Here is a 12204-nt window from a genome sequence, read left to right on the forward strand (position 1 = left end):
GTTCCTGCGGCAGGTCTTCCCAGCCGATCCCGGTGTGCAGCACGAACAGGATGCCTTGCAGGCAGGCCCGGTCCGGGGTCGGCTTCAGCCCGGGCGCTTTCTCCGGCCACGGCGGCAGAAGAGGCTCGATCAGCGCCCACAAGTCGTCATTAACATCCCACGGCCTGGCCACGACCAGCGAACGAGACCGATCTTCGCGTCGTGACGCTGATCAACATCGATTCAGCAGATCGTGTTAGGAGCTCTTAAGGTCCCCAAACCCGAATCGCCCGGCGGAAGGCATCCACTCCCGATATTCGCTGTCGTGCCCTAGAGCCTGGAGGCCGCCCGCCACATCTCTGTCAGCATGGCGACCATGCCCCATGAACGCCGGGGAGCCGACTCGTTCGCCGACCGCCTTCAGGAATCACAGTCCGGCGGCGAACCCAACCGGCCCGACGGGCAACCCTGGCCACAACCGATCCAGGACGGCCACTGGACCGATGACAACGGCACCGAGTGGCACATCCGAGGAGGACGGGCACAACTCCCCGATCGGGTGCTACGCCGACTGCTCAAGCGCACCGACGTGCGCGTCTTGTACGCCTACGGCCCGGATCCGACAGAGGTCACCGGCCGGGAACAGATAGCGCTGATAGAACGCGTGGATCGCTACTTCGGTGGCTTTCGCTCCACCGCACAGCCAGTTCCGGTTAGCCGAGTTCCGCGACGAACACCGCAACGTCATGCTCGTGATCGAAGAGGCTTGCTAACGACAACCCGCCGTGCCGACACGCCTCCGGAACGCCTAAGACGGGGCCGGTCTCCTCACGAGCGAGTCGCCGACCGTCGAGTGCCACCCAAGACACAGCTCTGTGGGCTCGCGACGAACGTCGCTCTAGCCGGAGCTGTCACGGATCATCTGACCCGGAATGCGTAACGCATCAACTGGAGCCCGACAACCATAGGACCCCAGCCAAGTGCGGCGGACTCCGCTGGGCGGCTCGGAAGACCTCGAGTCAGCCGGATGTTCCACGGCGCTGGGTGGGGACGGTCAGGTAGTGAAGGGCGCTTGGGCGGAACGGTCAGGTGGTGAAGAGGGTGAAGGCGACCTGATGGACCACACCGCCGGCGCGGAACTGGAGGAACATCCGTTTGTCGCCGCGTTCGGCGAAGGCGGCGTGGAAGGCCAGGATTCCGTCGGCCGGTGCGGCGCCGGCCGCGCCGGTCGGGATCGGGTGCAGGTGTTTGAGGCCCTGGGTGCGCACCTCGAAGTTGGACAGGTGGGCGTACGCGCCGAGGTACGGTTCCAGCACTGCGGGCCGGCCGTCTCGCAGCACCTGGAACTGCAGCGCCGTCTGTGTGCCGGAGGTCAGGTCGGCGGTGCCGTCGAGGCGGCGCACGACGTACGGGCCGGAGCGGGCCTGCGCCTGCGGTGCCGGGACCGGGACCATCGTGGTGTCGCCGGCGATGACGAACGGCACGCCGAGGACGGTGGGTTCGGCGCCGGCGGGACGGCCGTGCGGGACGAACTCGATGTAGGCGCGGTACGCGCCGCCGTCGGTGATGGTGACCGGTGCCGTCCACGCGCCGTCGACGACCTCGGGGTGCAGGTGCTGATAGCCGGACAGGTCGTCGCGCAGGACGTACATGTGCATGGGTTTGGTGTGGATCTTCTGGAAGTCGGTGGCCGTGCCGGTGGGGCCGGTGACGCGCAGTGAGACCGTACCCGGCCCGCGTTCGGTGGGCAGGACCAGCGGCTCGGCCCGGAAGCCGTCGTAGGAGTCGGACAGCCCGTCGCTGTTGTAGGTGACCGGCGACGAGGCCGGCGCCGGTGGTGGGGCGGCGGCCGGGCCGCGGCTGTCGGCGAACAGATACGCGGCGCCGAGGAACCCGACGAGAGTCATCACCGCCGTGAGGTGGCGGCGGCGGAGGCCGGTGCCGGCGCGGACCGTGGGGTCCGCGCCGGCGGGCTGACCGGTCAGCGTACGGCCGCCGTGCCGGTGGGCCGCACGAGGAACAGGCCGACGCCGATGCTCTGCACGGCGACCACCCCGTTCTTCAGGTACGGCAGGGCCATCCAGCTGCCGCTGTAACCGCTGGCGTTGGACGCCGGGTCGACGTCGAAGTAACCGACCTCGGGCAGCCGGGCCGAGGCGACGGAGGTGGTGTCCAGGATCCGCAGACCACCGCGGTACGACGCCTGGAAGTGCCGGTTGCCGACCGTGTAACCGTTGTGGTTGACGAACTCGCCGCGCACCGCGACGTCCTTGCCCACGTACCGCGCGGCGTCGAGCCGTTCGATGTTGTAGACGAAGTCGGGGCTGCCGCCACGGGTGCTGATCGTCTCGTCGTTGACGATCATGTGCTTGTAGTCGCTGGTGGCGAAACCCTGGTGGATGAAGCTGGCGCCGGGGTGGGTGACGCTGGACAGCACCCGGATGTTCGCCTTGTCGGTGACGTCGAGGATCTGGAACCGCTTGCCCTGGCCGGTGTAGTTGAACGCGATCTCGCGCCCGGTGAACCGGGTGTCCGGCCCGGCGTAGTTCACCACCACCGACTCGTGCGAGTAGACCTCACGGTCGTAGCACGCCACCTGCCTCAGGCTCAACGGCGCCTTGATGTCGTAGATGGTCAGGCCCTTGCGGCAGGTGTTCGCGCCGGAGACGTACAGGAAGCCGGTGCTCTGGTTGATCCACAGTGTGTGGCTGTTCGTCAGGCCGGTGAAGCGGGCGTCCGCGGTGAACGTCTGCGTGGTGGTCACACCGCGCAATTTGTTGAGATCGAAGACCTGGATTCCGTGCGCGACCGAGTCCTTGCCGATGTAGGCGTAGTTCCGGTACGTGCGGATGTCGCACCAGGAGGAGCTGACACCATTCGCGGCCGGCAGGTTCCCGAGATATCGCGGGTTGCCCGGGTCGGTGACGTTGATGAACGACACGCCGTTCGAGCGGCAGTACAGGATGTACTCGTTGCTGTCGCGCGAGTCGGTCCAGTACCACATGCTCGACGAGCCGCCGCCGCCCAGTGCGGACTGGGGCAGGAAGCTGAGCAGGTCGACGTTCTTGCACGGGTATTTGTCGGCCATGCCGTTGACGCAGGTCACGGGGGCGCCGGCGAGGCGTTCGCCGCTGCGCCAGGTGGGTTCGTAGATGCGGAGCAACTCCGCCTGTTCGGCTTTGCCTTCCGGGGTGTCCGGGTCGTGCGCGGTGGCCGGCGGGCCCGCGAAGGCGAGCAGCAGCATGGCGGTGACGGCAAGCGTGGTGCGACGTACTCCTCGGAGCATGGTCGACGCCCTTTCGCGCGGAGGAGTCGGCACGGGCAGGGTGTTGCCCGCGCCGGGTGCGTGCCTGAACGCTAAGCAGCAATTCGACCAGCGTCAATATTGACCAGAAATGTATTTGTGACTGAATATGTCGGCCATAACGCAGGGCAGATGTGAAGCGCGTTATCGAAGCCACGCCCGGGCCCGATACAGTTCCGCCAACTCCGAGCGAAGGGCGATCGCGATGCCGGTCACGAACGTCGACGAACTTCCTCTCCCCGACGTCTGGCGCGTCCCGGGGTGCCCCGGCCGCGCCGCGATGCTGAGCGCGCCTCTCGGCGTCGACGTCGGCTGGTGGAACACCCAACTGGCCGACCTGCGGCTCCCCGGCGGACCCGTGACCGGCGTCAGGGACGGACGCGAGGTGGTGGACGGTCGGGCGAGCATCAGCCGCCGCGACATCTTCGCGCTGGACCCGGATCTGCCCGACGCGGCGCTGCGCCGTCTCTGGTACGCACTCGCCTGGGGCACCGGCACGAAGCCGCGGCTGGGCCGCCAACGGCTGAAATCGGTGGCTGCCGACCTCCCGGCCGCGCGGCAGGCGCTCGAGGCGGCCGGCGGCCAGGCCCATCATTCGCTGAGAGACGCCTACGCGATCCTCTTCCCGCACGATCGGCGGACCGCGGTGAAATACCTCGGGCCGGAGGTCTGGCCCGACGAGATCGAGCAATGGCTCTTCGCCCACAAGTGAACAAATCCGGCCCGGCTTCGCGGCCGGTGGTTGAGTCACCGGTTAGTGCCAAGGCTTCGCGACCTCACAGGGTCCTCACAGCCGGTGGCGTGGGATGTCCTCAACGCGGCCGGACCACCACCCGGCCGACCGACTGGGGGGACCATCATGACCAATCCGCAGAAGCGCCGGCGTCGCTGGCCCGTCGTCGGCACCGCGATCGGCGCGTTGCTGCTGACCGGGGCCGGTGTGGGCGCCGCCGAGGCCGCCGCGGCGCCGCCCGCACTCAGTTTCGTGGCCGCCGCCAAGACGGTGACGGCGGAGCGTTACGCCTCTGACGGCGAGGTCTACGTCTCCTTCGACCTGGGCCTGCACGTGATCGCGGGCAAGGTCCCGTTCGAGATCCGGGCCAAGCGCACCGGTTACGACAAGCCGATCACGGCCTATCGGACGGTCCTGAAGAAGGGCAAGAAGACGCAGGTCAAGCTGCCCGCCGGGACGGTCAAGGACTTCGCCGGGCTCAAGGACTTCACGACCATCACCATCAAGGACAAGGCCGGGAAGGTCGTCACGTCGTACAAAACCTCGTTCTGCGGTAATTCGGGGGCCTCGGGGCGGACCCGGCGGGATGCGCCGGCCACCAACCCCTACCCGACGCGGTGCGGCGGCGAGAATCCGTTCACGCTCGGTGCGGTGTGGGGTGTGCAGGCCGGCTGGGACGCGACGGTGGAGGACCAGCCGCGGTCGGCGAACGGGCTGTCGAAGCTGAAGGCCGGCAAGTACACGGCCACCGCAACGGTGACCGCGAAGTACCGGAAGATCTTCGGGATCCCGGCGAAGAAGGCGACCGCGAAGGTCACCGTCAACGTGGTCGACGTCGAGATCGACAAGGAGGGCCTGTCCCGGGTGAAGGCCGCGGACGCCCAGGTCGACCACGCGGTGGCGGCGCTGGCCGCCGGCGGCCACGACCGGCACACCGGTGAGGGCGACGCGAGCCGGCAGGTGTCGTCGTACCGGCCGGAGTTCCGGGCCGCGGCGAGCATCCCGACGTCGCTGAAGAAGGTACCGGCCGGGCCGAAACCGGACCTCAAGTCGCTGCCCGCCTGGGGCATCTCGCTCTCCGAGGAGGGTGGCAAGTGGTACGTGAACTTCGGCGCGACGGTGTGGAACGCGGGCAGCTCGCCGCTGCTGGTGGACGGTTTCCGGCGTACCGGCACCGACCTGATGGACGCGTACCAGTACTTCTTCGACGCCAGCGGCAAGCAGGTCGGCTCGAAGAAGGCAGGCACCATGGAGTGGGACGCGCGCGAGGGGCACCTGCACTGGCACTTCACCGACTTCGCGCAGTACAACCTGGTCACCGCGGACAAGAAGCTGTCGGTGCGCAGCGGCAAGGAGGCGTTCTGCCTGGCCAACACCGACGCGGTGGACTACACGATCAAGGGCGCGAAGTGGCGGCCGGACAACACCGACCTGGCCACCTCGTGCGGGGCGAACACCGTGGTGGCGGTGCGGGAGGTGCTGGACATCGGCAACGGTGACACGTACAGCCAGGACCGGCCCGGTCAGTCGTTCGACATCACCAAGGTGAAGAACGGCACCTACTACATCCAGGTGCGGGCCAACCCGTCGAACCGGCTGGCCGAGCTGAGCACCAAGAACAACATCGCATACCGAAAGATCATCATCGGGGGTACGGCCAAGAAGCGCACCCTGACAGTGCCGAAGGTCCACGGTATCGCCGGCTGACGGGGGCTCACCTCCCGGCTCGGAGCACCGCGGTGCTCCGAGCCCGGACGGCCGCGCCGATAGAGTCCCCGCCATGACGCTTGATCACCTGGCGATTCTGCGCGACGAACTGGCGGTCTTCCACGGGTTGCTGAGCGCGGACCTGTCGGCCCCGGTCGAGCACTGCGGCGACTGGACCCTCCGCGACCTGGCCGAGCACCTCGGGCAGGAGAATCTGTGGGCCGCGACAGCTGTCACCCATCGACACGGCGAATACCGGTCGCGGCCGGCGCCGGCCGACATCGCCCCGTGGTTCGCCGAGACCGCGCGAACCCTCACCGACGTACTGGCGGCCGATCCGGAAACGCCGGCCTGGACGTTCGCCCCGCCGCACACCGTCGGCTTCTGGAGGCGGCGCCGTTGCCTGGAGACGCTCGTGCACCGGTGGGACGCGCAGCACGCCCTGGGCATCTCCAGCCGGCTCGACCCGATACTGTGCGGTGACGGGATCGCCGAGGTCGTCGACGTCTTCGTGCCCCGGCAGGTGCGTCTCGGCCGAACCGCCGAACTCCCGGCGGCTGTCCGCTTCACCGCCACCGACCTCGGCGAATCGTGGGACCTGGGTCCGGGCGAGCCGGTCGCGACGCTGAGCGGCACCGCCGAGAACCTCCTGCTGGCCCTCTGGAACCGGCGGCCGCTGTCCTCGATCAGCCTGTCCGGGGACCACGACGCGGCGCAGGCGGTCCTCCGCGGCCCGCTGGTGCCGTGACCCCGCACCCGTGGCTGCGGTGCTAGATTCTGCGGCGAAGGTCATGAGTGCCAGCGCACAGCCCCGGCTTGCTGGCCGGCAACCCTCCGCTCGCGGGCGGGGTGCCCCGGGTGACGACCTGGCCGGCGCGATCGCGCCCGGTAAGCCGCCAGTCGAGGAGCCTGTCACCATGCCCCATCCCTCTGCACCCGTCGTCTTCAGCCCCGCCGGAGCCGCCGACGCCGGTCGCATCGCCGCGCTGCACGCCGACAGCTGGCGGCGGCACTACCGGGGCGCCTACGCCGACACCTATCTCGACGGGGACCTGCTCGGCGAGCGCACCGCGGTGTGGTCGGCGCGCCTGGCGTCCCCCACCGGCACCGCCACGATCGTCGCCGAACGCGACGGCCGTCTGGCGGGCTTCGTCCACGTGGTGTTCGACGCGGATCCGCGGTGGGGCAGCCTCATCGACAACCTCCACGTCGACCACTCGGAGCACCGCACCGGCATCGGGACCGAGCTGATGGCCTACGCCGCCCGCGCGGTTCTCGCCAATGCCGGCTCTCCCGCGCTGCACCTGTGGGTGCTTCAGCAGAACACTCGCGCCCAGAGGTTCTACGCGGCCTGCGGCGGCACCCGGGTGGAGACGGGCGTCGCCGCCGCCCCCTGCGGCGATCCCACCCTGCTCAACGGCACTCCCGGCAAGTACCGGATGGCCTGGCCGGACGCCACACGCCTGGCCGGCGCCGCGGCGCGAACGGCGGCATGAGCGTGCGGCTGTCCCGGCGACGGCCGATACGCTGGGGGCGTGGCCGGAAATCTGCAGGCACTGCTCCTGAGATTCACCCCGCAACGTCTGCGTGAAACGGCGTTGCCGACCGTGCCGTTGGCCGCGGGCAGCGGGTTGGCGCTCCTGCCGCTGACCGCGGAAATCGTGGCGAGCGTGGTGCCGGCGGCGGCAGATGGGGAGCCCGTTGAGGGGTTCTACGAGCTGACGAAAGGGCTCGCGGAATGGGCGAGTCGCCACTCGCTGTACGGCGATGTGGCCTACCTGCATACCGAGTTCTTCGGTGGTGGCGGATTCCATGCGGCGGTGGCCTGGCGAGGCGGGACGGTCGCGTGGGGGCCGATGTTCACGGCGACCTCTGCTGAGGAGGCTGAGGACCACTACTCGGTCGTGGGAGACGATGGTGACTCGGCCGTCAACGTCATGCTGCGCCGGCTGGGTGTACAGCGGGGTGACCAGGTCGACGAGTTCGCTGCCGCGGGTCTGAGCCGTTACCGGTGGACCGAGGAATGGGCGGCCTCAGCAGCCCGATGACTGCGCCGCCTCGTGCTGTCGTTCGCGTGCCGTGGGCGTGCCGGATTTCGTCATCGCGCTCGCGCTCGCCGGCGCCGACATGCAGTCGGCGATTTTCCCGGTGCCGGTCTAGTCATCGCGCAGCTTTCCCTCGGAAGGCCGCGCCGCGTCCGCCACGGGTTCGCGGTGGTCGTCGAAGGCGGCCAGTAATCGGCGCAGCAGCCGCAGGTCGCCCTCGGCGCTTGCGGCCTCGCTCCGGACGGCATCGTCGAGTTCACGCCGGTCGAACACGAGGTCCTGCACGGTGCGCACGGTGGAGGTCAGGGCGGCATCGGCGGGTGCATCGCCACGGATCGCATCCAGTCCGCCTCGGCTGACCGTGAGGAGGAACGCGTCGCCGGGCAGCCGGAGCTTGACGGTGCCGCGCAGAGATCCCATCGTGGCGGCGTCGAAGGTGGTGCGCAGCGCCACGATCAGCGCATCCGGGCTGAGCTCCTCGGCCGAGTCCGGCCGCGGTGACAGCGGGCTGCCCCAGTTTCCCAGCGCCAGCAGGACCGGTTCGAGTGCGCGACCGCGGTCGGTGAGTTCGTAGATCAGCCCGGCTGCCGGGGGCAGCGCGCGCCGCCGCACCAATACGCCGGAATCCTCGAGCTCGCGCAGTCGTTGGGTCAGCACGTTCTGGCTCATGCCGGGCAGTCCACGATGCAGATCCGCGAACCGCTTGGGCCCGAACAGCAGCTCGCGCACCACCAGGAGCGCCCAGCGTTCGCCGACCACGTCGAGCGCTCTGGCGATGCCGCACAGATCCCGATAGCTCCGCATGCGCACATCGTACCTTGCTTTCTGACACCAGTTGCTCCTAGTTTAGGAGCTACGCCAACCAAGGGAGCTCGGGATGCCGCATGTGAACTCAGCCGACGGCACGTCGATCGGCTACGACCGGCTCAGCGACGAGGGGCCTGCCCTGGTGCTCATCGGCGGCGGCCTGGACGACGGCACGGAGAACCGCCCGCTGGGCGAGTACCTGGCCAACAGCTTCGCCGTCGTCGACTACCGGCGCCGTGGCCGCGGCGACAGCGGCGACGGCCGGCCTACGCCGTCGAGCGGGAGTTCGACGATCTGGCAGCGGTGATCGACGCCGCCGGAGGGCGGGCGCACCTGTTCGGGGCGTCGACCGGAGGGGCGCTCGCGTTGGAGGCGGCCGCCGCGGGACTTCCCGTCGACCGGATCGCCGTCCACGAGGTGCCGTACCAGGTGGACGCCGCGATGATCTCCGCCTGGCAGGCGTACCGGCTCCAACTCGACGCCGCGCTCGACGCCGGCGACCGCGATCAGGCGCTCAGGCTGTTCATGCGGCTCGCCGGAAGCTCCGAGCAGGACGTCGCGGGCGCCGAGGCCGCTCCGGTGTGGCCCGCGCTCCGTGCGCTGGCACCGACGCTGCGCTACGACGCGGCATGTCTCGGTGACGGCCCGCCGCCCGCAGACCGCCTTGCGATGGTGCGGCAGCCGGTGCTCCTGACCACTGGCATCGCGGTCGACCCGCAGATGGCCGGGCTTCCCGTCGACTTCTTCGGTGCGGCGGCAGACGCTGCCGCCGCCGCTCTGCCCGACGCCCGGCGCCCGGCGGGAAACTCTCGAGGTCGAGGGCCACGTGGCCAATCCGGCCGTGCTCAGCCCCATTCTCAGCGCGTTCTTCGCCGGCTGACGCGTCAGCCGGTGGGCTCGACACAGCCGCACGGCGGCCTCCTGCAGTCGCCGCCGCGGGAGGAGGCACCGGGGCGTGAGACCGAGTCGGCGGGGCAGCAGTCGTTGCTCAGGCCGGTCCGGCTGAGGTGGGCAGCCGTGGCTGCCCGGCCGCTGAACAGGCCGATCCAGCCGAACCCGATGAACAGCACAAGCCGTTCGAGCGCCCCGCTGGGGTTGCCCGGCAGCACCCCGCCGTCGTCGAGCAGGACCAGCACGGTCGCTGCCACGAACGACACCGTCATGACACCCGCGACCACCCGTGCCGCCCGGGGCGGGCCGATGCGGGCGACCGCCGCGATGCCGGCGACGGCCAGTGTGACGGCGATCAGCTGATGGATCAGCCCGCGCGCGGTGTGTTCCTCGGGCACGCCGGGCGGGAAGCCCAGCCCGGCATCGGTGCGGACGGCGGCGAGCGCCACCAGGCTGAGCCCGCACCACAGGACCAGGAGCGCCACTCGCCGGTGCAGCCCGGCCGCGCAGAGGATCAGCCACAGGCCGCAGGTGGCCAGGTTGACTGTGCCGTGCCAGCCGTCCGCCCCGAGCGACAGCTGGCTGACCCAGTTGCGCGTGGCGTCGTACCCGGGCCGGGTCAGCCCGTCCACTGTGCTCACGACGATCATCTGCACCGCGGCGAGCACACCGAAAGCCGGCAGTGTTCGTCGCACCCGGCTCATCCGCCGAGATTACGGCCGGATGCCCGGCGCGGTGAGGAAGCGGGTGGGAGAACGGGGTGGAAGACCGGGCGCCGCGCGGGGCAGGATGTCGGCATGCCGGCTCAGGGCATTCCTTCTGGCGTACGACGTCCGTGACGCGACCGTGCGGATCGCCCACTTCTGCGACAGCCATTCCGGGCGGCCGGACGGCGTCACCCGGTCGGCGGAGCTGACCGTGGCGCTGCTGCGGTCGGCCGGTCACGAGGTGGATCTCTACCGCCCCGGCCCGCTGCCGAGCCGCGACCTGCCGTCGGTGCCGGTGCCGTTCCGGCAGGTCCGTGTCGCGTGGCCGTTCACGCCGCGGCCGGCCGATGTGGTGCACGCGCACACCACCGGGCCGGTCGGGATGACCGGGTTCCGGGCGGCGGCCGACTGGGGTGTGCCGCTGGTGGTGACCTGGCACACCGACCTGCTGGCGTACGCGGATCTGTTCGCCGAGATCCCGGCCGGCGCCGCCTGGTGTGCCCGGCGCCTGGGGCTGGGCTGGTCGCCGCGGGAGTTCCTGGAGCTGACCAGGCCCGGTGCGGTCCGCCGCCGGCGGCTGGTCGAGCTCGGCCGGGCGATGCTCGCGCGGACGGCGGTGGTGATCGCGCCCTCGGCCAAGACGGCGGCCGGGCTCGCCGTTTTCTCCCCGGCCGCCGCCGAGGTCTGTGTGCTGCCCACACCGGTCACCTCGGTGGCGCGCGGTCCGGCGCGCACCGGCGGGAACGGCGTGTTGTCGGTCGGCCGGGGCACCGCCGAGAAGAACCCGGAGCTGCTGCTGCGGGCGTTCAGCCGGGTGCGCGCGGCCCGCCCGGGCACCCGGCTGGTCCTGCTCGGGGTGGGGCGGCAGCGCGGGCGCCTGGGCCGCCGCATCGCCGCGCTCGGCCTGACCGGGCACGTCGACCTTCATCCGCCCGTGCCGCACGACGAGGTCGCCCGCTTCTACCGGGCCGCCGACGTGCTCGCGTTCGCCTCCGGCACGGACACCCAGAGCTTGGTGCTGGCCGAGGCCGAAGCGGCCGGGCTGCCGGTGGTGGTCGCCGATCCCGAGCTGGCCGTCCGGCCGGGCGCCGCCGGGCCCGGGCGGTTCACGTGCGCCCCGGAGCCCGAGGCGTTCGCCGGAGCCCTGGTGCGCATGCTGTCCGACGAGGCTCTGCGGGCCAGGGTGATCCGGGACGGCGTGACGGCTGCGTCGGCGTACCCTCCGGAGGTTTTCCTGCGTCGCCTGCTGGAGGTTTACGACCGGGCGTGCCGGCTGTGCGGTGGTCCCGACTGTGGCCGGGCCACTAATCTGCCGGGGTGTCCCTGACTGCTGAAGCCTTTCTCGACACTCTGCGACCGCACAGCGACGAGGCCGAACGCACCAAGATCCAGCGATATCTGCACACCGGGCCCGGCACCGAGGTGATGGGCATCCGGATGAAGATCACCTTCGACGCGGCGCGGGCTTTCACCCTCGCGCCCCTGTCCGAGGTGGTGCGGCTGCTGGCCAGCCCGTTCTACGAGGCCCGGGTCGGCGCGGTGAGCATCCTCGACTTCAAGGCGCGCCGGCTGGACGCCGACCGGCGCGCCCTGTATGACACCTACATCGACAACCACGATCGGATCGACAACTGGGATCTGGTGGACCGGGCCGCGCCGCGGGTGGTCGGCTGGTATCTCCTCGACAAGCCCCGGGATCCGCTCTACGAGTTGGCGGTCTCCCCGGACCGCTGGCGCCGGCGGACCGCTGTCACCGCGACGTTCTTCCTGATCCGCAACAACGAGGTGGACGACGCGCTGGCCATCTCCCGGCTGCTGCTGTCCGATCCCGAGCCGCTGATCCTCAAATCGGTGGGCACCGCCCTGCGTGACGTCGGCAAGGTGAACCCGCAACGGCTGTCCGCCTTCCTGGCCGAGCACGGCCACCAGATGACCCGCCCGACGCTGCGGGTGGCGCGCACCCATCTCCAGCCCACGTGAACCCGGGTCGCCACACACCCTCGCCCTGAGCAGGGCGGCGCCGCTGCCCCG

The 12204-nt window shown here is 70.3% G+C and carries 14 protein-coding genes and 1 riboswitch; of the genes, 9 read left to right on the forward strand and 5 right to left on the reverse strand.

Features of this window, described 5'->3' with window-relative positions; all coding sequences use genetic code 11:
• The 3 genes from AC0NH5_RS31665 to AC0NH5_RS31675 all read right to left on the reverse strand — a co-directional run.
• Positions 1-172 (reverse strand): transposase (locus AC0NH5_RS31665; protein WP_474410683.1); only part of this gene is annotated, 172 nt, incomplete at its 3' end.
• Positions 173-1064: 892 nt separating this feature from the next.
• Positions 1065-1886, reverse strand: coding sequence for a hypothetical protein (locus AC0NH5_RS31670; protein ID WP_474410684.1), 822 nt, complete (start codon positions 1884-1886; stop codon positions 1065-1067).
• Between the two features lie 74 nt (positions 1887-1960).
• Positions 1961-3265 carry a choice-of-anchor B family protein gene (locus AC0NH5_RS31675; protein WP_474410497.1) on the reverse strand — a complete coding sequence of 435 codons (1305 nt, stop codon included), beginning with the start codon at positions 3263-3265 and terminating at the stop codon, positions 1961-1963.
• Between the two features lie 223 nt (positions 3266-3488).
• On the opposite strand from AC0NH5_RS31675, the gene AC0NH5_RS31680 reads away from it, so the two are divergent.
• The 5 genes from AC0NH5_RS31680 to AC0NH5_RS31700 all read left to right on the forward strand — a co-directional run bounded on the left by AC0NH5_RS31680 (position 3489) and on the right by AC0NH5_RS31700 (position 7771).
• Positions 3489-3995 carry an 8-oxoguanine DNA glycosylase OGG fold protein gene (locus AC0NH5_RS31680; RefSeq protein ID WP_474410498.1) on the forward strand — a complete coding sequence of 169 codons (507 nt, stop codon included), beginning with the start codon at positions 3489-3491 and terminating at the stop codon, positions 3993-3995.
• A gap of 147 nt (positions 3996-4142) precedes the next feature.
• Positions 4143-5723 (forward strand): lysyl oxidase family protein, encoded by a 1581-nt coding sequence (locus tag AC0NH5_RS31685; protein ID WP_474410499.1) that lies wholly within the window; start codon positions 4143-4145, stop codon positions 5721-5723.
• A gap of 73 nt (positions 5724-5796) precedes the next feature.
• A complete protein-coding gene (locus AC0NH5_RS31690) occupies positions 5797-6471 on the forward strand; it encodes a maleylpyruvate isomerase family mycothiol-dependent enzyme (RefSeq protein WP_474410500.1) in 675 nt (224 codons plus the stop codon).
• Between the two features lie 39 nt (positions 6472-6510).
• Positions 6511-6624: riboswitch (SAM riboswitch) on the forward strand.
• Between the two features lie 16 nt (positions 6625-6640).
• Complete coding sequence (locus AC0NH5_RS31695; protein WP_474410502.1) at positions 6641-7219, forward strand: N-acetyltransferase family protein; 579 nt, start codon at positions 6641-6643, stop codon at positions 7217-7219.
• Between the two features lie 39 nt (positions 7220-7258).
• Entirely contained in the window at positions 7259-7771 is a 513-nt protein-coding gene (locus AC0NH5_RS31700; RefSeq protein WP_474410503.1) for a hypothetical protein, read from the forward strand.
• 108 nt (positions 7772-7879) lie between these two features.
• Here AC0NH5_RS31700 and AC0NH5_RS31705 read toward each other — a convergent pair whose 3' ends face one another.
• Positions 7880-8572, reverse strand: coding sequence for a winged helix-turn-helix transcriptional regulator (locus AC0NH5_RS31705; protein WP_474410504.1), 693 nt, complete (start codon positions 8570-8572; stop codon positions 7880-7882).
• 73 nt (positions 8573-8645) lie between these two features.
• Between AC0NH5_RS31705 and AC0NH5_RS31710 the strand changes: the two genes are divergently transcribed.
• Positions 8646-8882, forward strand: coding sequence for an alpha/beta fold hydrolase (locus AC0NH5_RS31710; RefSeq protein WP_474410505.1), 237 nt, complete (start codon positions 8646-8648; stop codon positions 8880-8882).
• A gap of 441 nt (positions 8883-9323) precedes the next feature.
• Complete coding sequence (locus tag AC0NH5_RS31715) at positions 9324-9455, forward strand: hypothetical protein (protein ID WP_474410506.1); 132 nt, start codon at positions 9324-9326, stop codon at positions 9453-9455.
• 4 nt (positions 9456-9459) lie between these two features.
• On the opposite strand, the gene AC0NH5_RS31720 is transcribed toward AC0NH5_RS31715, so the two are convergent.
• The gene (locus tag AC0NH5_RS31720; RefSeq protein ID WP_474410507.1) at positions 9460-10161 is read right to left on the reverse strand and encodes a DUF998 domain-containing protein; all 702 of its coding nucleotides are present in this window, start codon (positions 10159-10161) and stop codon (positions 9460-9462) included.
• A gap of 151 nt (positions 10162-10312) precedes the next feature.
• Here AC0NH5_RS31720 and AC0NH5_RS31725 point away from each other — a divergent pair, with 151 nt between their 5' ends.
• Complete coding sequence (locus AC0NH5_RS31725; RefSeq protein WP_474410508.1) at positions 10313-11500, forward strand: glycosyltransferase; 1188 nt, start codon at positions 10313-10315, stop codon at positions 11498-11500.
• The gene (locus AC0NH5_RS31730) at positions 11491-12153 is read left to right on the forward strand and encodes a DNA alkylation repair protein (RefSeq protein WP_474410509.1); all 663 of its coding nucleotides are present in this window, start codon (positions 11491-11493) and stop codon (positions 12151-12153) included. The genes AC0NH5_RS31725 and AC0NH5_RS31730 overlap by 10 nt, the downstream gene beginning before the upstream one ends.
• Positions 12154-12204 lie beyond the last annotated feature (51 nt).

This window comes from Actinoplanes sp. 13, assembly GCF_056134165.1.

What these genes read in the sequence shown, in the direction of transcription:
- AC0NH5_RS31670 (WP_474410684.1), bottom strand. Translation starts at nt 1,886, where the DNA reads ATGACTCTCGTCGGGTTCCTCGGCGCCGCGTATCTGTTCGCCGACAGC.
- AC0NH5_RS31690 (WP_474410500.1), top strand. Translation starts at nt 5,797, where the DNA reads ATGACGCTTGATCACCTGGCGATTCTGCGCGACGAACTGGCGGTCTTC.
- AC0NH5_RS31705 (WP_474410504.1), bottom strand. Translation starts at nt 8,572, where the DNA reads ATGCGGAGCTATCGGGATCTGTGCGGCATCGCCAGAGCGCTCGACGTG.
- AC0NH5_RS31710 (WP_474410505.1), top strand. Translation starts at nt 8,646, where the DNA reads ATGCCGCATGTGAACTCAGCCGACGGCACGTCGATCGGCTACGACCGG.
- AC0NH5_RS31685 (WP_474410499.1), top strand. Translation starts at nt 4,143, where the DNA reads ATGACCAATCCGCAGAAGCGCCGGCGTCGCTGGCCCGTCGTCGGCACC.
- AC0NH5_RS31675 (WP_474410497.1), bottom strand. Translation starts at nt 3,265, where the DNA reads ATGCTCCGAGGAGTACGTCGCACCACGCTTGCCGTCACCGCCATGCTG.
- AC0NH5_RS31680 (WP_474410498.1), top strand. Translation starts at nt 3,489, where the DNA reads ATGCCGGTCACGAACGTCGACGAACTTCCTCTCCCCGACGTCTGGCGC.
- AC0NH5_RS31695 (WP_474410502.1), top strand. Translation starts at nt 6,641, where the DNA reads ATGCCCCATCCCTCTGCACCCGTCGTCTTCAGCCCCGCCGGAGCCGCC.